The sequence below is a fragment of the Vibrio sp. 10N.237.312.B06 genome, from assembly GCF_041464685.1.
In the GTDB taxonomy this organism is placed as follows: Bacteria; Pseudomonadota; Gammaproteobacteria; order Enterobacterales; family Vibrionaceae; genus Vibrio; species Vibrio tasmaniensis_A.
The window spans coordinates 1-17753 of the sequence record NZ_JBFSPI010000028.1; the positions used below are offsets into that span (position 1 = coordinate 1).

Here is a 17753-nt window from a genome sequence, read left to right on the forward strand (position 1 = left end):
GCTACCGATGTATTGTTGAACGCGAAATGTACAGCAAAGATCAACACGCCCTAGTAATAACCATGAGAATATGTAACATCTGCAACACTTTATTCTAAACTCATAATTTGTTGCAGAATAACCTGCGTGAATATTTAGCGATATTTGATGAATAGTATTGCAAGTGATATTAATACTCGGTAATCTTGCACCCAATGAGAAAATACGGATGTTTAGAGAATAAAAATGCCAAGGATGTGGCTTTTTTACATGTAGAAATACGAGAATAATTAACATGTCTAACAACACGAATACTGCTCAACCAGAGAAATCTAAAGGCAGTTTCTGGGTTTTCTTAATCCCATCTCTGATTGGTTTGTTCCTCTTCATGGCGCCAATTAGCTACCAAGGTGATCTCACGATCCCTGTCGCTATTCTAGCCAAATCAATTCAAGCGGTTTTCGGTGAGTCTCTAGTTGCTATTATCACTGCAATCGTTGCCTTCATGTCTGTAGCTTCCGTGTTAAGCACCATTTTCAAACCTACATTCATTACATCGAATTCATTTCTAAACGGCCTTTTCAACCCATCTCCACTGTGGTTGTTGGTTCGTATTATCGGTGGTGCTGCAGCATTCATGGCTTTCTTCCAAGTTGGCCCTGAGTTTATCTGGGAAGAAAACACCGGTGGTCTCGTGTTAGGGGGCCTATTGCCGACTCTATTTTCAGTATTCATCTTTGCCGGTTTACTATTACCACTTCTACTTAACTTCGGTTTGTTAGAACTGTTTGGCACCTTACTAAGTAAAGTGATGCGTCCAATCTTCAACCTGCCGGGTCGTAGTGCTATCGATTGTATGGCTTCTTGGTTAGGTGACGGCAGCGTTGGTATCCTGCTTACAAGCAAACAGTACGAGAAGAAATTCTACACTCAACGTGAAGCCGCTGTTGTTGGTACGACTTTCTCAGCAGTGTCTATCACGTTCAGCCTTGTAGTGATTGCTCAAGTAGAACTAGAGCACCTATTCCTACCTTTCTACGCAGCAATCTGCTTAGCAGGTATTGTGGCCGCGGTAATCATCCCTCGCCTTCCTCCACTGAGCATGAAGAAAGACACCTTCATTGATGGTACAAAGCCTCACAAAGATGCTGATGCAATCCCAGCGGGTCACTCGACTTTCTCTTGGGGTCTTGAACTCGCGGTAAATAAGGCATCACAAGTGAAGTCTGCTAAGTCTGTATTTGGTGAAGGCATTCGTAACGCAGTCGACATGGTATTCGGCGTTCTTCCTGTTGTAATGGGGCTAGGTACAATGGCATTGGTGATTGCAGAATACACCTCTGTGTTCTCATTCCTAGGTCAGCCTTTCATTCCATTCCTTGAGCTACTTGGAGTACCTGAAGCGGTTGCAGCATCTGAAACCATTGTTGTTGGTTTTGCGGATATGTTCATCCCAGCGATCCTTGCCGCTTCTATCGACAACGAGATGACTCGCTTTGTTATTGCAGCAATGTCGGTAACTCAGCTGATCTACATGTCTGAAGTAGGCGCTCTACTTCTAGGCAGTAAGATTCCAGTGAACATCTTAGAACTGTTTATTATCTTTATTCTACGTACGTTAATTACGCTTCCAGTTATCGCAGGTGTAGCGCATCTAATATTTTAAATTAGACGTACTGATACAGTGTAATAAATAACCTGATTTATAATAGCCTCACTTTTGTGGGGCTTTTTTTCGCCTAATATATTCACTCTCCGGTTTAAAATACATACACTCTCCTGTTTAAAATATCGCCAATATACGAATTGAGAATATCATTTGATTTCATATTAATTCCCTTACACCTCTCCCTTATATAATAAACCATACGCATATTCGCCTAATTAATACCCTCCTTACTTTGTTTGCCTTTGATTAAGCCAACTCTTTAACTCATTGAACCAAAAAACAAAAGTAGCAAGTATGTAATTAACTGAGTTTTACGTTGTGCGGGTTGTTGTATTTTTGTAGTCTATTTTGTGAAATTACATTCAAGTAAATCCCAACAATGTCGATATATATAATTACAAAAACACGATTAGCTTTAGTTTTCGCAAAGCTTGTGAGAAGAGGAAAACACAATGAAATTTAGCCATAAGGTGGTTGCAGCATCATCAGCCTTGCTATTAGTGACAGTATCATTGCTTTCAATACAGCAACTTTACACCGTAAAAAGTGCTGTAGAGAACCACGTCAATGCAAGCCTGAAAGAGATGGTCTCTGGGATTAAGAACACCGTAGCATCAGAGATGAATGCTAAAAAAGCACTGGCTCAGTCGACGACTGAAGTCATCGAAATCAACCCTCAAGATCGTACATACGTTCAAAACATCCTAGAAAAGCCAAAACTTAAAGGCAGCTTTCTCGCGGTTGGTTTTGGTTATGACGCAAACGGTTTCGTGATTGAGAATGATGACGGTTGGGACGCGGGGCCAGATTATGACCCACGAATCCGCCCTTGGTTCATTGATGCTAAGTCCAAAAACAGTTTAGTTGTTACCGACCCTTATGTGGACGTATCAAGCAAGAAAGTCATCATTTCAATTGGTACGCCAGTGCAAGAAAACGGCCGTTTCACTGCAGGTATGTTCTACGACCTAGAACTGACCAACCTTGCGACCTTGGTAAACCAAGTGAACTTGTTTGACGCGGGTTACTTATTCCTAGTCACTGCCGACGGCACGACGATTGCTCACCCTAATGCTAAGAACAATGGCGAAACGCTATCAAACTACCTGCCACAAGCGACTATTCGCGAGGGATCTCAACAAATTGAAGTCGACGGTAAAAAGTTCCTAGTGAACTTCACTCACATCCCAAGTGAAGATTGGTACATCGGCGCAATACTTGATGAAGAGATCGCATTCCAAACGGTTGAAGATCTGAAAAACAGCTCGATAATCTACTCTTTAATTGCGGTTATTCTCAGCATCATTGCATTAACCGTCCTTATTCGTGTGTTAATGCGCCCGCTTGAGACGCTTAACCAAGCCATTCAAGATGTTGCGAGCGGACAAGGTGACTTAACTAAACGTCTAGATACCAATACAGATAAAGAGTTCTCTGACCTTGCGAAAGGCTTCAACACCTTTACTGAAAACCTGCAAAATCAAATCATTCAATCCAAAGCGATTGGTGTTGAGATTAAACGTGGCACTGAAATCACAGTAAAAGGCGCGGGTGAGTCAGCGAATGCGATGAATACTCAGCTGCAAGAGCTTGAACAGCTAGCCACCGCAATGAACGAGATGGCCGTTACCGCAACGGAAGTAGCAAACAACGCTCAAGGCGCAGCCGCCGCGGCTCGTGAAGCTGACGATGCGACACTAGACGGTACATCTGTAGTAAGTGACACGACTCAAGCGATTGATAACCTTTCAGCACGTATCGACCAAGCGGTTGCAGAAGTACAAGTACTTGAATCAGCAACAGCAAATATCGAGACGATTCTTAAAGTAATCAACGATATCGCAGACCAAACCAACCTACTTGCATTGAATGCTGCTATTGAAGCGGCGCGTGCTGGTGAATCGGGCCGTGGTTTCGCTGTCGTTGCCGATGAAGTTCGCACACTAGCGCAACGTACTCAAGAATCGACCACAGAGATCCGCAACATGATTGAGCAGCTCCAAGCGGGTGCAAGCTCTGTATCTAACGCGATGAATCAAAGTAAAGACACAGCCACTGACGCCGTTGAACGCGCTCAGCAAGCAAACTCTTCACTTGACCGCATCCGCGACGCGATTCAGCGCATCTCTGATATGAATATTCAGATTGCTTCAGCAGCTGAAGAGCAGAGTTTAGTAGCGGAAGAGATCAACAACAACACAGTTAAGATCAAAGACCTTTCAACACAGGTATCGAACGCAGCTCAAGACGCAAACACAGCAATGCAAGTTCAAACTGACAATGTTCGCCAACAAGACGAACTATTAAACAAGTTTACGGTTTAACCGCATTACCGTTTAGCTAACACCCTGTTTAGTAAGCAATAAATAGCTTTAAATAAAAACCCCGCTTACTGGTAATCAGTAAGCGGGGTTTCCTTTTCAAGGTTTTCTTTGCAAAATTTGCTTTCTAACTCGTAACAGGCTCGAGCTAGTTGGTCGTCAGCATCATGCACTGGTTGGATTCAACCTTAATAGTTAAGTCCTTACCAACACATTCGAACACTTCGCCAGACAACAGATCCGTCACAGCGCCAGTCCAATTTAACGAGGCCGTCTTGCTTCGTTTCGATTTATTAATCACCACAATGCCTTTGTCGCCACGAACAAACACCAACAAGTCATCATTGGCTTCAACCACCTGCATCGCTTCGCCATGAACATGGTTATGGAATTGAATCATGTTTTTCATATAAGGCGCTTGCCAGTCGTTAAGCCAACGAGGTTGGCCGCTCTTGTCCAGAATACCGCTGGTGCTGAGTTCACTGTAAACAAGCGGCACACCGCCATCTCGGCCAAGAATAAAGGCGTGAGCTAATTGCTCGTCGACTTCATCCATCACATGTTCCAAAAACACCTCGTTATTTGGAATGTCATGAGTGACAGCAAAAGTGATCGCTCGCATGTTCGACAGAGCTTGACCAAAACAGTAAGGGTTGATTAGAGATTTAAAGCTGCCCTGCTCTTCAAAAGCTTTGAAAATGGTATTGAACAGCGGAAAATCATACGCCCCTAAACGAGTGTGTTTAAGGTAAGGCTCAAGGAACAGTTCGTACTCTTCTTTAGTCGCACCACCGTCAGTAATGATCTCGCCAAAAATATGCATCTCTTCACAGATATCATCGGTCCAAACCTTACGTAGATGTGACAGTGTCATGTGTTTCGCTGCATCGATGCGAAACCCTTTCACACCAATCACTTTCAAGGCTTTTAGGTAAGCTCTCTGCTGCGCAACCACATTATCGTTGTCTATAAGCGTTGGCAGGCCTGGGTCGCTTGCTCCACCAGTAATACGTCCGTTTTGCACCTCCCAAGTGTCTTTCCAGTTCTTGATACCAAACGCTTCGACAAAGTCGTTCTCATCAAACAAAGGTTTAGAAAGATCACCAAACAAACGAACGGATTCGTAATACTCAGAATCTTGTTGGTAAGACGCCATGTCTTGTTGATTTGGATACGTCAAATCACCGCGAATACTCGACTCGTTAGCCATGTGGTTAAACACAACGTCCACATAGGTACGAAGCCCATGTTGCTTTAACGTGTTCACCATTGCAGTGAAGTCTTGCGTATCACCTAGCTGATTATCAATCACACGATAATCTTGGGGTTGATAGCGCTGCCACCATTGGGTGCCAGAATCACGGTCGCAACCTTTAGGGCCGCGTAACGACTTCATTGCCGGCGAGACTAAAACAGATTTATAACCCAACTCTTGAATCAGAGGGGCGTTCTTCATTACGTCAGCGTAGCACCAGTCAAAAGCATGCAATATAACATCTGTCGCTGGGGTGCTTAACATAGCTGAACTCTCCATGTTGTTCTCCTACCAAACTCGTTTACAGCTTTCTAGATAAATACAAAGGCTTAAAGGCAAAGCTGCATAAATTTCCTTAAGAATGGTGTTTATTATATGAGTTACTCATTAAAACCCCTCCTCCTCCCACCGATTAGTCAAGGTGGATAGTTGAGGGCGTAGCGCCAATTATCGCATAGCGTCCTGGATGAACACTCAGCCACAATGTTTTTAAATGCGCCCAAAAATGACAAAAAAGGAGCGTATCTACGCTCCTTTTATTCAATCTAACACATATTAATAACTAAGTTCGGTAAAGAACCTTCACTACGTGCCAGCCAAATTTTGTTTTTACCAGGTGTGGTACAAGCGTCTCGCCAGAGAAACAAACCTTATCAAACTGAGGCACCATTTGACCTTTTTTGAACTCGCCTAGGTCGCCGCCCTTTTTACCAGATGGACAGGTTGAATGCTTCTTCGCTAGCGTTTGAAATTTAGCGCCCTTTTTAAGCTGCGTCATGATGTCTTCTGCTAATTCTTTATGCTTCACCAATATATGAAGCGCTGCTGCTGTTCTTGCCATGATAATTCTCAGTTTGTTGCGGTCAGTTTATTTGTGATGATTACGTAGAATTCATCAGAGTACTGACTGTTGTAATTCAGCTTACGGCTAACGACTTGTCGACAAAAGTCCATCAAACGCCTGCGTTTAGCGTGATTTTAACCCAAGAATCATCATTCTTCACTCTATAACCGAAAACAACCCCCTTAAAGATCTTTAAAAACCGCATAGTGACTTGCTGCGGATGCCATTTCCCTTTAAATTAATCCTTATAGATTAAGCGCGTATTAAGTAGGAGCCACTTATGGCCAAACCGATAAGTAAAGCGAGTCAGTCACAGGGAATGCTGATGTTCAAGTTATCCCTCACTCAAAGTTTTGCGATAGGCACGCTTAAGGTCAGAGAAATCGTTCCTTTCCAGCCAATGACCCAAATCCCTTACTCTCATCACCATGTGATTGGTACCATCACGATTCGCGATCTTACGGTTCCAGTTATTGATATGTCCGCAGCTATTGGGTTTCGGCCGATCACACCGACGGAATACCAAGACTGTGTGCTCATCGTGACAGATTGCTTAAGAACCGTTGTAGCATTCTTGGTTCGTTCGATTGATAAAATCATTGAATGTGACTGGAAGAGTATTGAGTCGCCACCCGCAAGTGTAGGAACCAATGTGTTTGTTACCGGCATTACACGTTTTGAAGATCGTATCGTGCAGATGCTCGACGTAGAGTTATTACTTTCTAAGATTTACCCTGCTTATGAAAACGCACATATTCCGATGCTGACTGATGTCGAAAGAGAACGCCTAAAAGCGCTGAATATTCTACTGGTTGATGACTCTTTGATTGCACGAAAGCAGCTGTCTGATGCCTTAGACAGCATCAACATCCCTTATAGCATTTGTAACAACGGTTTAGATGCGATTGACCTGATGCGCCGTGAAGCAAGCAAAGGCACTGCAATTGATCTTCTCGTGAGTGATATCGAGATGCCCGGGCTCGATGGCTATGAACTTGCATTTGAAGTACAAAACGACAGCGCACTCAGTCATGCCTACTGTATTTTACATACTTCACTATCCAGTGAGATATGTGTTGACCGAGCCAATCAGGTGGGAGCACATGAAGCGCTAGAGAAATTCAATGCAGGCGAATTAATCGAAGCCATGTTGCGCGGAGCGAAAGTCCTAAACGACGCGGCTATGACTGCTTAGACACAAAAAAGCCCTCACATTAGAGGGCTCCTAAAGTAATCCGTTAAACGAGCTTACTCGTTAGACACTTTTTTGTGACCTTCTTGCAGGTGAACGAAATCCACTAAGTCGTCGCCAGATACTTGGTATGCCTGACCGAAACCTTTTACGAACAGGCCATTCTCTGCTTTAAGGTTGAATAGAGAAAAATCTTGAAGTTGGCTTAAACCATCAATAATCTCACCAAAACGTTCTTGCATCTGGCCAATAACTTGAGTCCAAAGCTCCGTTTCACGCTCTACAACACTTGCTTGTGCATCAAAGGTTAGACGCTTACGTGCATAAAGCTGCTTAGAGCTCTCTTCATCTTCGATCATCATCAAAGAGACTTGTGGGTTCGCTTTTAAGTTACGAGCATGACGAGCAACGTCAGAAATTAGAACAAAGTAACCTTCTTGGTTCTGTACGAAAGGCGCGTAACTTACGTTCGGGCGACCGTCTTGATCAACTGTTGCAAGTTGAAGAGTACGGCGCTCTTGGCGAAACTCTTTGATTTCTGGACCTAGGCGACCTTGTAGGCGTTCTTGTTTTACTTGTTGTTCCATCGATAATTCCTTTCTTCACTTTCTCTTATTTATTATTTTTACCCGAGGTTGAGCGTTCATTAGTAAATTAAGTGGACCTCGAGCATTCATATTTTCTTTAAGCTAGCTGGCAATCTTATTTAAGCTTGATGTTGACTGTACTTAAGCTCGTTCTTTTAGTGCTTTGAAGCGTTCAACTTGGTCGACAATCAGCTCTCGCTTTTCATTGCGACCTAGGTAAATCTTAAAAATGTTTTCGCCTGTTTCACTGAAGAAACCGAAGTAATGACTTTCACGCCCCATGAACGCCTTGCTCACCAAACCAATATGTTTGATGTTATCCAGTTTTAAGTGGCCATGCTGCTCGCCTTCTTTACCCATCAGATTGTAGTAACCACGCGCTACTTTGCCTTTAGGGAACGGCGCCTTTACTTCGAAGATTGAGCCAAATGAATGCATAATTGTGGTCACTGGGCCCCAACCAACCAAACCTTCTAGAATATCTTGAGCACGGCTGCCATCTAACATCACCGCCATGTCTCCAGGAAAAGCAGCCACTACTTCAACCTCTGAAACACCTAGCTTCTCAGCAATCGCAGTAGGAAGCAGTTTTGGTTCTTCTTCTAGAATGCGTGCGACACGTTGTTCTAAAGTTTCTGTCATTGCTAATGTTGTATCTGTCATTGAATAGATTTCCGTATAAACAAGTAAGTTATGAATTAAAAATTCGAGACTAAGCGTGCTTCAAACTTGCATGCGGGTTAGCACCCAAGCCAGAGGCAGTTGGTGCTGGGTGCAAGGTCTGATATTCAGTGTTAAGCACTTGAATCACACTCTGTGCAAGGCTTACCGCCCAGAAACTGCCAGCTATAGTCAGGCTCAGGTAATCTTCCGAAAGATCAACTAGGCCATTCTTTTCCCAATGTGAAAACAGAGGCTTCAGGTAGTCAAACGTGTCTTGCCCCATAAAACTCGGCAACGTACTTCTTCTTACAACACCATAATCAAAACCGGCTTTCAATGAAGAGAAGGTTGGCTCTAGTGAGCTTTGCTTGGTCATCATGGCTATTGGCAATTGACCTTGCTTTATAGACTCCATGTAGCTGTCTAAAGTTCGATGTTGCATCACACCATGACCACCGATGTTGCCACCAGCGCCACAACCAATGGGTAGAACTTCGGCATAAGTTTTCGCTAAGCTGTTGTAAATGCTGCGTTCGCGGTTATCACGAGTCCAGTGATTCACGCTCAGTTGCTTAACCTTGTGCTTTGCCATGAACTCAACGCCCGCCAAGTACATACTCGCCTTATCTGGCGTATTAGCAGGTGGTGGGATTTTTCCTTTCTCAACAAGATTAAGCATAGGCGCGTTGCCCGAAACTATCAGTTGGTAGAGGTCAATACCGTGTGCGCCAGTCGACATGTAGTCTTCTAAATCTTGTTGAAATACTTCCATAGACTGGTGTGGCAACCCGTATAGCAAATCAAGAACGATAGGCGCTTGTTCAGTGCGACTCAGTGAACTGATACGTTCCAACACAACTTCTCGGTCATCCAAGCGCTTAGCACTGCGTCGAACTTGAGTATTGAAACTTTGAATACCGAATGAGAAACGATTGAAGCCACCTTCCAGCGAACGAGCAAACATCTCGTCGCCAAATCGATTAATCCGCCCTTCTAAGGTCATTTCCACATCGTTCGCTAATGGGAAGTGTTGACGAATAGCCTTACCTAACAGCTCAACTTGTAGAGGAGATAAATCGGTGGGTGTTCCACCACCAATATAGACGGCGTGAAATAGTCCAGACTGAGCCCAAGAGGTTTTGGCTTTTTGCATTAGCTCAACCATCAGTGCATCAAAATACTCATCCACTAATTTACGGCTTGCGGCATTTTGGAAGAAATTGCAGAACGTACAACGCACGCGACAAAAAGGAATATGGATATACAAACAACGTTTATCCTGTTTCTTTCCTTCACTCAGCATCAATTCATCAAAGATTTCCAATTTCTTGCTCGGGTCGACCGGGATTGAGCTTCCCCCAGCATGTGCAGATTGCTTTTTGGCAAATGCAAAACGAAGTGGGTCTGGGCTAGAAACGCCCAGAATTGATTCGTCAAACTTATGTATATCAACGCTCATATAATCTCTCTAAACACTTATATAGCAAAGCCTGGAAGACTGTTTGCTAAAACTGAGAGAATCATAAATAGACGCAAATGATAATGCAATTGATAATTGATCTTATTTAGATTCTAAGCAATAATCCGATACATATTTTAGATTTGGTGAAGGATTGAATGTGAACGTACCTAGATATGTTATTGCAGGCGGTGCATCGTTAGTGATTCATGCGGCGATGTTATTTGTCGCTCAAGAATCCAAAGTCTTTGCAATGCCTGCAGGTAGCCAATCGAACACGGTATCGATCAACTTCACTCCAAAAAGCGTTCCCTCACAAGCTCAGAAAAAAACCGTTACAGAGCCAGTTGAGCCTGAGCCAATCAAGGAAACGGTCTCACACCCAGAACCTAAACCTGTCGAACCGAAAGCAGTAGAGCCAAAGCAAGCTAAACCTGCACCAAAGAACAAAGCGATCACCAATAAACCTCAGCCCAAGAAAGTAGAGAAAAAGGTTGTGGAGAAGACAGCCGAGAAAAAGCCGATTCAAAAAAAACCGGTGACTCAACCAGAAAAGCTGGCCGACAAAAAAGTCGATAAAAATATGGACGAGTCCGCCAACCAACCTCGACAAGTTAATCAAGGCGTATCTAACCAAGAGCCGGTGTTAATCACTAGGCCCTCTTTTTCAGCTCGTCCAACACCACCAAGCTACCCACGCCAAGCAAGGCGCCGAGGCGTTGAAGGTGTCGCAACTTATGAGATCTGGTTAGATGCTGAAGGAAAACAAATTAAACAGGCATTAGTCAACTCATCAGGCGCACTAATGCTCGACAACGCTGCCTTGAAAGCCATTAAGAAATGGAAGTTCTCACCTCATACTGTAAATGGTCGAGCAATTGCTCACCGTGTGCAAATACCTGTTCGTTTTAAGTTGGATTAACCATGCAACAAATCAGTTACTTACAAGATCAACTTGGCCTAATGACATGGCCTCTTCTAATCTGTTCAGCATTAACAGCAATGATCATCGCAGAGCGTATCTTCCAAGTCATGCTAAGCATTGGGGTTGGCAAACGCGCTATTCGTCGTGAGCTCAATCAGATTTCACCAACCAATAGCAAAGAAATCGAAGCATTAGCACAATCTATTTCTGGTAAACGACCTCTGCTGTACAAGGGCGTGTCGATGCTGCTTGCTCACCACTCTTTCTCAAAAGGTTTACGTGAAGATGCAGCAGGAATTTGGCTACAAGAGAAACGCCACCAGCTTCATGCAGGTTTAAGACTGCTTGGCTTGATCGGCGTCATCAGCCCGCTAATTGGCCTGCTTGGCACAGTACTTGGGCTTATTGAGATGTTTAAAGGCGTTGCCGCTACAACAGGCAGCATCACGCCTAATGATTTGGCAGACGGTCTTGGATTAGCAATGAGAACCACTGCTGCGGGTTTGATGATTGCGCTTCCTGCGATTTCAGGAGCTCAACTACTCGGGTTATGGGCCGATCGAGTGCTAGCTCAGTTAGAACACACTCTGAATTATGTGAATGTTTGGCTAGAAGGCATGTCAATTCAAACCAGTCAGTCTGGCGACACTCAAGGGACTCCTGTCAGCAAAGCCTCTATCGGTGATGTGAGCCAAGCATGATTAAAACGCCCCACTCATCTCAAACACAGAGCTTAGTTCCGGATTTAACACCCTTACTGGACATTATATTTATCGTGATGGTTTTCCTTCTACTGACAGCATCAGTGAAGTTGGAGTCATTAGAAGTGGAGCTTCCGAGTTCTGATATTAAAAACGTTTCTGAAGTTCATAAAGATTCGATTAGCGTCAATATCTTAGATCACGAACCTTACTGGGCGATCAACGGCCAAGAGTACATCGACTGGGAAAACTTCAAGATCGCACTGTTAGAAGAAACAGGCACATCGGATAAGAAACCGATCATCATTGGCGCCGATAAAGCAGCTAACGTTGAGAACTTAGTGAAGTTGTTGTCGTTCTTACAAGAAAACGGTATTCCAGCAACCCAATTACTCACGGAGGAAGGCTAGAACGACTCTTAAATTTTCATGAGACCTAGCACCTTTTATGAGATTGGACTCTTTATTGATAAGACCAAATAACCAAAGCCAGCTCTCTATCGATTCAAACTCAACATGCGGACAGGCTGATCACAAAGCATCTTCGCGATTACTCTCCATCAAAAGAAAGTACAAATACATTATTATGAAAGACTTAAAAGTGCTCAATAAATTAAAGAACAACAAACATTTACTCGCAATCGCCGCTATGGGGTTGGTACTTGCTGCACCTATCGCCAATGCTGACGACGTAAAACAACTTAGAATCATCAGTGCTGGCAGCGCCGTTACCGAATTAGTTCTTGCTCTGGGTGCTGAAGAGCAGTTGATAGCAATTGATGTGACCAGTCACTTACCTCAATCAAAAAAGCTTCCAAAGATTGGTTATCACAGAAACCTTTCTGCCGAAGGGTTGATTGCCTTGTCGCCAACAACACTGATTGGCTCAGATGAGATGGGGCCAGACAACGCCATTTCTCAATTAAAATCTGTGGGTATCGATGTCGAGATCGTTAACACCGAAGCAAACGTTGAAGGGCTACTAAAGCGAATCGACCAAATAGCTAAGATAACGCATACCGAAGCTCACTCACAGCAAGTGAAAGCCGAAGTGAATCAAAAAATCGTGGCACTAAAAGCCAATCAAATACCAAGCAATGAAGCAAAGAAAGTTCTGTTCCTATTACTGCACGAAGGTCGTCCTGCAAATGTTGCTGGCAGTGAAACATCACCCAACGCGATCATTGAACTGGCTGGCGGTGTTAACCCTGCGGCTCAAAGCCTAACGCCATACAAGCCATTATCGATGGAATCACTGGTAGAAATGCAACCAGATGTGATTTTAGTCAGTGGCCGTAGCTACCAGAAAATGGGCGGCGCTGATGCCATTCTTAAATCGTTACCTATGCTAGCGGCAACGCCAGCAGGCATGAACAAGCAAATCATTACCGTAAAGGGCAGCGCTCTAGTTGGAGGGCTTGGTCTTGAAAGCCTTTCTGAAGCGAAGCGATTAAACGCACTTATCTACCCGTTATAACTTATCTACCCGCTATAACTCACTACCCTATTTTTACTGTTACTTGCTCAATCCTCATTACCGCGTCGCTTTCGCAAAGTCGATTACGAGGATTGAAGCTAGTGATAGACATTGAGGTTCTTTATGTTGTTACGATCCGTCCCACTAAAAACATCGATGTTAGGCTTTGGCGCCATCCTAGTCTTAACCGCGCTGTACTCGGTCACCGTTGGGCCTATGGACATAAGCTTAGCTGACAGCGCAGCCAGCCTATTCCAACCCAGCAATGACTTAGCTCCCCACATCAATTTGGTGATTCAAGAGATCCGCTTACCGAGAACCATCTTATGTATGCTAATCGGCGCGATTCTCGCATTATGTGGTGCCGTCATGCAGGGGCTGTTTCGAAACCCGCTTGCGGAACCTGGGATCATAGGTGTCTCTGCCGGAGCTGCATTAGGCGCGGCGTTGGCTATTGTTCTTTTCTCTGAACTTTCATTGCAATACCCTGCTTTCATGAACTTTGCGGCCGTACCTGTATTTGCCTTTTTAGGTGGCGCTTTAACCACCCTGCTAGTTTATAAGCTAGGTACGGGAAAATTCGGTACCTCGGTGACCATCATGTTATTAGCGGGTGTTGCGATCAGTGCATTGTCAGGCGCAGGTATTGGCTTCTTAAACTTCATTGCTGATGACCAAATGCTGCGTGATCTTTCATTGTGGTCGATGGGGTCTTTGGCGGGGGCTAAGTGGTCCGGCATTGTACTGGCTGCTGTCACGCTCGTTGGGTTGTTTGTTGTTTTCTACCGCCAAGCAATGTCACTGAATGCTCTATTACTGGGCGAGTCAGAAGCGCAACACCTTGGCATTCCAGTACAGAAACTCAAGCGAAAGCTCATTCTACTGACTGCCGCAGGCGTTGGTATCACGGTTAGCTTGTCTGGCATGATTGGCTTCATCGGACTGGTTATTCCTCATTTAGGTCGTATGTTGGCTGGCCCTGACCACCGAATTCTGTTGCCACTATCAGCAGTGTTAGGCGCGTTACTATTAACAGCTGCAGACATGGCCTCACGCGTGGCACTGGCTCCAGCTGAATTGCCAGTTGGTATTGTCACTGCAATCATCGGCGCTCCATTTTTCTTGTATCTACTATTTCAACAGAAAGGGAGAATCCTTTAATGTTTCCTGCAGCGTTAAAAGCAACCGACATCGAAGTGAAGTTCGGCAACAAAGTGATTTTAGATGGCGTTTCTATTGAGATTGAAGCAGGAAAGGTAACCACACTACTTGGACCAAACGGCGCAGGAAAAAGTACGCTGCTCAAAGCTTTATGTCAGGAGATATCGAGCACTGGTGATATTCAGTATTTTGGACACACCAAAGACAAGTGGTCTTCTCAAAAGTTGGCTAAGCACTTGGCGATGCTTCCTCAACATAGTACGTTGACCTTCCCTTTTCTGGCACACGAAGTTGTCGAGCTTGGTGGTATCCCGTTGCAAGAGTCCAACAAGAAGCTCACTAGCATAGCTAGCCAGAAAATGGATGTTGCCGATGTATCTCACCTAAGCAAAAGGCTCTACCCTTCTCTATCTGGCGGTGAAAAACAGCGTGTTCACTTGGCTCGAGTGCTAACCCAACTTCACTATTCTGGTGACCAATGTATCTTGATGCTTGATGAACCCACATCAGCACTGGATCTTGCCCATCAGCACAACACGTTAAAGATCGCGAGAGAGTTAGCCGACAACCACAATGCCGCGGTTATCGTAGTTTTACATGACTTAAACCTAGCCGCTCAATACTCAGATCGATTGATAGTTTTGAAAGAGGGAAACTTAGTTTGCGATGGCAGCCCTTGGGAAGCACTTAAGCCTTCGATGATTGAAGATGTGTACGGCTACATAAGTATTGTAGAAAAGCACCCAACCATGAACTTCCCCCAGGTTCATCCCGCACAATAAGCTCGATTAAGAACAGGTTCGTTTTGAGTATTCGCTTTCTCTAACAACCACACCATTCACCGCCTCGATTTCTTCGAGGCTTTTTATTGTCTCACAGCCCCCCTCTCGCCTTAAAATCAATTTTGTTAGCTACCATGGCAATACCCCTTAAAACGGCTCACCTTGAGCGTTTGAGGCTCTAGAAATAAACACCATCAGTTAATGTTAGTAAGCTTTTAGTTACTCAGAAAGATGCAGGCGAAACCCTAAATATCTAAAAAGAAAAGAAATAACTTTATTCAGCACAAAGACAAGATAACGACAACGGTGTGAGAGCTAGAGGAACAAAGAAAGAAAAGTGAAACTACAGGTACAAAAAAAGCCCCCTCAGGAGCTTCTTTCATTGCGTGTTGATTATTGGCTCATATGAATCAATGACTTACCAATCAACCACTCTAGTTCTTTACCACTAGCATCACCAAACTGAGTTTCAGTTAGCTTGTACAAGCGGTCGATACCGTTTGCCGCGAACTCATGTGCATTCTCAGCTGTAACGATATGATGGAAAAGTAAACGTAAGATCGCTAGGAACTCAGCATCTTCAAGTGCTGCAACCCAGCTAGCCGAAAATGCATCAAGGCCATTTTCAAAGTCAATGTGTTCCATAAACATCTTGAAAATACGACCGTCTAGGGCAGCAGTAAAATCCGTTTTCTTTGGAAAGTGATGACTTATACCTGTACGAGAAACGCCTGTTTGTTGACTCAACGTCGTGTATGACATTTTGTCGTAACCCAATCTCAATAGTTGGTCTACAACGGCATCCATGATCTTCTGGATCGTGATTTCTGTATCTTCTTTACTACGCTTTGGCATATTCAGGTTCTTCTCTTTGTAAATCCATCTAACTCAACCGAATGAAGTCAGAATGAAAATCGTTATCAGCATTATGTGAGCAAGGTATTTTTTCGCAAGTATTTCCATTAAATACCCACAAATACTTTGTACGAACAATTTTACAGTGTTGCCTCTTTGGGCACTTTGTTTAATTATTCTTCGAAAATCACCTTACAATCCTAAGTCGATAAGTTTAAATAACTACTTAGAATATGAAATACCCAACGAAAAATTCATTGTATAAATAACTGTCAAGCGATAGATACTCTTATAAAATCAATCCTGACGCAACTAAGTGAATGATATTCTGACAAATAAATAACGTACCTCTTCAGGAAAACGTGATATTAATCACATACATATTTATCGTCGCGAATATACATATTCATTAAATATCCTATCAAACAGCATAGCATACTAGTGAAAATTTAGTTCAAAGATTTTGATTTTTGTAGATACAGTTCAAATTGCTCGCTAGAATAACCGCAGACTTTGTAAGAGGATTATTTATGAGCCAAGATATTGGTAACAATGATGTATGTGAGGCTTGCGGCTGCGCAGGTGAAATCGGGTTTATCATTAAAGAAGGCGACGATGTTGCCGAAGTAACGGTTTACGGTAACTCTAAAGCACTCATTGAAACTGAGTTTGCTAAGTACGTTGAGCTTGCTAAACAAGTGTCTAGCAACGTTGAGTTTGAAGCGTCAGAACTGACAGAAGAAAGCACAGAATTAAATGCTCGCTTTAAGTTTGAAGTCAGCGCTGAGAAGATTATTTTCGAACTTAAGACTCGCTCTCTAGCACGTTAATATAAGCGCTAACTCTCATATCAATGAAAGACGAGTTTATTTCTCGTCTTTTTTTATAATCTCAATCCAGCCTAAAGCACCATTGGTCTCAAAATCGTTTTCGGCACCACATCGAATCAACACCCCTGAAACTTCAACGACCGCACCTAGGCTATAGGCCTTATCATCATAATAACAAACTCGTTGCTGTGAACCACTCTGAGTGACGACGACTGCAGCCTTAGCGGGCGTTGATATTATTTTATTAGCATTCGCTGATGCTGAACAAAATACAGAAGTTACAATCACAAAGCCTTTTAGAATTTGACGCTTTATTTCAATCACAGATTCGCCTTTCATTGTGTTCTATTCTTTTTTACCGACCAACAAATGAGTAAAACACTATGCGAGAATAATTTTTTCATTATAGTGTTAACGTCTATCGTAATAAGAAGCTTGTTATGCTCCGAATAATCGTACTTATTATTGGTTCTTTAACCATAACAAATGTGACTGCAGAACCACTCGATCAGTATCAAATATTGAACCATCTGGATAATTACGGAAACTTATATTTACGAAATAAGCCCTATACATCACTACCGACAGGATTGGTCGTCGATGGCAATTTAAATATAGAAAACACCGCAATCACTCGCCTTCCCAAAGGGTTGGAAGTTAACGGAAGCCTTAAAGGCGGTAACAGCCTACTAGCCCGAGTTCCATCGGGCGTAAAAATAAAAGGCTACGCCGACTTGATAGGAAGTAAGATTACCCGTTGGCCAAGAGGTGTGAGAGTGGGTGGATTCATCAACCTCACAGATACCCCCCTAATATGGCTTCCCAACGGCTTTAGAGTGAAAGGAGACCTAAGCGTGATCCGTACTCCTTTAACCGAGCTGCCAAACGGGATAGTGGTTGATGGCGATTTATATATTGGCGGATCTGCAATTACAGAATTTCCCGATACCATGACGGTCAAAGGCAATATCTACCTAGGTGGTAACACGATTACCACGTGGCCGACCCAACTAGATCTTGGTGGTGCTGTTGCTCGCTAACCTGCTGTTCGATT

Annotated in this window: 18 protein-coding genes; 11 read left to right on the forward strand and 7 right to left on the reverse strand. The window is 43.6% G+C overall.

Annotated elements, in window-relative coordinates; all coding sequences use genetic code 11:
• Nucleotides 1–274 precede the first annotated feature (274 nt).
• Together AB6C75_RS09820 and AB6C75_RS09825 are read left to right on the forward strand one after the other, a co-directional pair.
• Nucleotides 275–1645 (forward strand): YjiH family protein, encoded by a 1371-nt coding sequence (locus AB6C75_RS09820; protein ID WP_372107663.1) that lies wholly within the window; start codon nucleotides 275–277, stop codon nucleotides 1643–1645.
• 455 nt (nucleotides 1646–2100) lie between these two features.
• A complete protein-coding gene (locus AB6C75_RS09825) occupies nucleotides 2101–3972 on the forward strand; it encodes a methyl-accepting chemotaxis protein (protein ID WP_372107664.1) in 1872 nt (623 codons plus the stop codon).
• A 145-nt stretch (nucleotides 3973–4117) separates the two neighbouring features.
• On the opposite strand, the gene AB6C75_RS09830 is transcribed toward AB6C75_RS09825, so the two are convergent.
• Nucleotides 4118–5503 (reverse strand): alpha-amylase family glycosyl hydrolase, encoded by a 1386-nt coding sequence (locus tag AB6C75_RS09830; RefSeq protein ID WP_372107665.1) that lies wholly within the window; start codon nucleotides 5501–5503, stop codon nucleotides 4118–4120.
• A gap of 283 nt (nucleotides 5504–5786) precedes the next feature.
• Entirely contained in the window at nucleotides 5787–6065 is a 279-nt protein-coding gene (gene ppiC, locus AB6C75_RS09835; RefSeq protein WP_017062750.1) for a peptidylprolyl isomerase PpiC, read from the reverse strand.
• A 283-nt stretch (nucleotides 6066–6348) separates the two neighbouring features.
• Between ppiC and AB6C75_RS09840 the strand changes: the two genes are divergently transcribed.
• A complete protein-coding gene (locus tag AB6C75_RS09840) occupies nucleotides 6349–7263 on the forward strand; it encodes a chemotaxis protein (RefSeq protein ID WP_372107666.1) in 915 nt (304 codons plus the stop codon).
• A gap of 53 nt (nucleotides 7264–7316) precedes the next feature.
• On the opposite strand, the gene hutZ is transcribed toward AB6C75_RS09840, so the two are convergent.
• From hutZ to hutW, 3 genes are all read right to left on the reverse strand, one after another.
• Complete coding sequence (gene hutZ / locus AB6C75_RS09845; protein WP_012600265.1) at nucleotides 7317–7847, reverse strand: heme utilization protein HutZ; 531 nt, start codon at nucleotides 7845–7847, stop codon at nucleotides 7317–7319.
• A gap of 141 nt (nucleotides 7848–7988) precedes the next feature.
• On the reverse strand, nucleotides 7989–8510 hold the full coding sequence (gene hutX / locus AB6C75_RS09850; RefSeq protein ID WP_372107667.1) for a heme utilization cystosolic carrier protein HutX: 522 nt from the start codon (nucleotides 8508–8510) through the stop codon (nucleotides 7989–7991).
• A gap of 49 nt (nucleotides 8511–8559) precedes the next feature.
• Nucleotides 8560–9969, reverse strand: coding sequence for a heme anaerobic degradation radical SAM methyltransferase ChuW/HutW (gene hutW / locus AB6C75_RS09855; RefSeq protein WP_372107668.1), 1410 nt, complete (start codon nucleotides 9967–9969; stop codon nucleotides 8560–8562).
• Nucleotides 9970–10129: 160 nt separating this feature from the next.
• Between hutW and AB6C75_RS09860 the strand changes: the two genes are divergently transcribed.
• From AB6C75_RS09860 to AB6C75_RS09885, 6 genes are all read left to right on the forward strand, one after another.
• Nucleotides 10130–10891 (forward strand): TonB family protein, encoded by a 762-nt coding sequence (locus AB6C75_RS09860; RefSeq protein WP_372107669.1) that lies wholly within the window; start codon nucleotides 10130–10132, stop codon nucleotides 10889–10891.
• A 2-nt stretch (nucleotides 10892–10893) separates the two neighbouring features.
• Nucleotides 10894–11595 carry a MotA/TolQ/ExbB proton channel family protein gene (locus AB6C75_RS09865; protein WP_371694598.1) on the forward strand — a complete coding sequence of 234 codons (702 nt, stop codon included), beginning with the start codon at nucleotides 10894–10896 and terminating at the stop codon, nucleotides 11593–11595.
• Entirely contained in the window at nucleotides 11592–12005 is a 414-nt protein-coding gene (locus AB6C75_RS09870; protein WP_009845734.1) for a biopolymer transporter ExbD, read from the forward strand. The genes AB6C75_RS09865 and AB6C75_RS09870 overlap by 4 nt, the downstream gene beginning before the upstream one ends.
• Nucleotides 12006–12180: 175 nt before the next feature.
• Nucleotides 12181–13071, forward strand: a complete 891-nt coding sequence (locus tag AB6C75_RS09875) for a hemin ABC transporter substrate-binding protein (RefSeq protein ID WP_372107670.1) — start codon at nucleotides 12181–12183, stop codon at nucleotides 13069–13071.
• A 123-nt stretch (nucleotides 13072–13194) separates the two neighbouring features.
• Entirely contained in the window at nucleotides 13195–14232 is a 1038-nt protein-coding gene (locus AB6C75_RS09880) for a FecCD family ABC transporter permease (RefSeq protein ID WP_372107671.1), read from the forward strand.
• Nucleotides 14232–15014 carry a heme ABC transporter ATP-binding protein gene (locus tag AB6C75_RS09885; RefSeq protein ID WP_135383659.1) on the forward strand — a complete coding sequence of 261 codons (783 nt, stop codon included), beginning with the start codon at nucleotides 14232–14234 and terminating at the stop codon, nucleotides 15012–15014. The genes AB6C75_RS09880 and AB6C75_RS09885 overlap by 1 nt, the downstream gene beginning before the upstream one ends.
• Before the next feature lie 393 nt (nucleotides 15015–15407).
• Here AB6C75_RS09885 and AB6C75_RS09890 read toward each other — a convergent pair whose 3' ends face one another.
• The gene (locus AB6C75_RS09890) at nucleotides 15408–15869 is read right to left on the reverse strand and encodes a TetR/AcrR family transcriptional regulator (RefSeq protein WP_009845738.1); all 462 of its coding nucleotides are present in this window, start codon (nucleotides 15867–15869) and stop codon (nucleotides 15408–15410) included.
• Between the two features lie 530 nt (nucleotides 15870–16399).
• Between AB6C75_RS09890 and AB6C75_RS09895 the strand changes: the two genes are divergently transcribed.
• A complete protein-coding gene (locus AB6C75_RS09895) occupies nucleotides 16400–16699 on the forward strand; it encodes a YfcZ/YiiS family protein (protein ID WP_009845739.1) in 300 nt (99 codons plus the stop codon).
• A 36-nt stretch (nucleotides 16700–16735) separates the two neighbouring features.
• Here AB6C75_RS09895 and AB6C75_RS09900 read toward each other — a convergent pair whose 3' ends face one another.
• Complete coding sequence (locus AB6C75_RS09900) at nucleotides 16736–17038, reverse strand: YnjH family protein (RefSeq protein WP_371707044.1); 303 nt, start codon at nucleotides 17036–17038, stop codon at nucleotides 16736–16738.
• Between the two features lie 101 nt (nucleotides 17039–17139).
• Between AB6C75_RS09900 and AB6C75_RS09905 the strand changes: the two genes are divergently transcribed.
• Nucleotides 17140–17739 (forward strand): hypothetical protein, encoded by a 600-nt coding sequence (locus tag AB6C75_RS09905; RefSeq protein ID WP_372107672.1) that lies wholly within the window; start codon nucleotides 17140–17142, stop codon nucleotides 17737–17739.
• Nucleotides 17740–17753 lie beyond the last annotated feature (14 nt).

Bases quoted from the DNA above. Each gene is read 5' to 3' on its own strand.
- AB6C75_RS09820 (WP_372107663.1), top strand. From the start codon at position 275: ATGTCTAACAACACGAATACTGCTCAACCAGAGAAATCTAAAGGCAGT.
- AB6C75_RS09825 (WP_372107664.1), top strand. From the start codon at position 2,101: ATGAAATTTAGCCATAAGGTGGTTGCAGCATCATCAGCCTTGCTATTA.
- AB6C75_RS09830 (WP_372107665.1), bottom strand. From the start codon at position 5,503: ATGGAGAGTTCAGCTATGTTAAGCACCCCAGCGACAGATGTTATATTG.
- ppiC (WP_017062750.1), bottom strand. From the start codon at position 6,065: ATGGCAAGAACAGCAGCAGCGCTTCATATATTGGTGAAGCATAAAGAA.
- AB6C75_RS09840 (WP_372107666.1), top strand. From the start codon at position 6,349: ATGGCCAAACCGATAAGTAAAGCGAGTCAGTCACAGGGAATGCTGATG.
- hutZ (WP_012600265.1), bottom strand. From the start codon at position 7,847: ATGGAACAACAAGTAAAACAAGAACGCCTACAAGGTCGCCTAGGTCCA.
- hutX (WP_372107667.1), bottom strand. From the start codon at position 8,510: ATGACAGATACAACATTAGCAATGACAGAAACTTTAGAACAACGTGTC.
- hutW (WP_372107668.1), bottom strand. From the start codon at position 9,969: ATGAGCGTTGATATACATAAGTTTGACGAATCAATTCTGGGCGTTTCT.
- AB6C75_RS09865 (WP_371694598.1), top strand. From the start codon at position 10,894: ATGCAACAAATCAGTTACTTACAAGATCAACTTGGCCTAATGACATGG.
- AB6C75_RS09870 (WP_009845734.1), top strand. From the start codon at position 11,592: ATGATTAAAACGCCCCACTCATCTCAAACACAGAGCTTAGTTCCGGAT.
- AB6C75_RS09875 (WP_372107670.1), top strand. From the start codon at position 12,181: ATGAAAGACTTAAAAGTGCTCAATAAATTAAAGAACAACAAACATTTA.
- AB6C75_RS09880 (WP_372107671.1), top strand. From the start codon at position 13,195: ATGTTGTTACGATCCGTCCCACTAAAAACATCGATGTTAGGCTTTGGC.
- AB6C75_RS09885 (WP_135383659.1), top strand. From the start codon at position 14,232: ATGTTTCCTGCAGCGTTAAAAGCAACCGACATCGAAGTGAAGTTCGGC.
- AB6C75_RS09890 (WP_009845738.1), bottom strand. From the start codon at position 15,869: ATGCCAAAGCGTAGTAAAGAAGATACAGAAATCACGATCCAGAAGATC.
- AB6C75_RS09895 (WP_009845739.1), top strand. From the start codon at position 16,400: ATGAGCCAAGATATTGGTAACAATGATGTATGTGAGGCTTGCGGCTGC.
- AB6C75_RS09900 (WP_371707044.1), bottom strand. From the start codon at position 17,038: ATGAAAGGCGAATCTGTGATTGAAATAAAGCGTCAAATTCTAAAAGGC.
- AB6C75_RS09905 (WP_372107672.1), top strand. From the start codon at position 17,140: ATGCTCCGAATAATCGTACTTATTATTGGTTCTTTAACCATAACAAAT.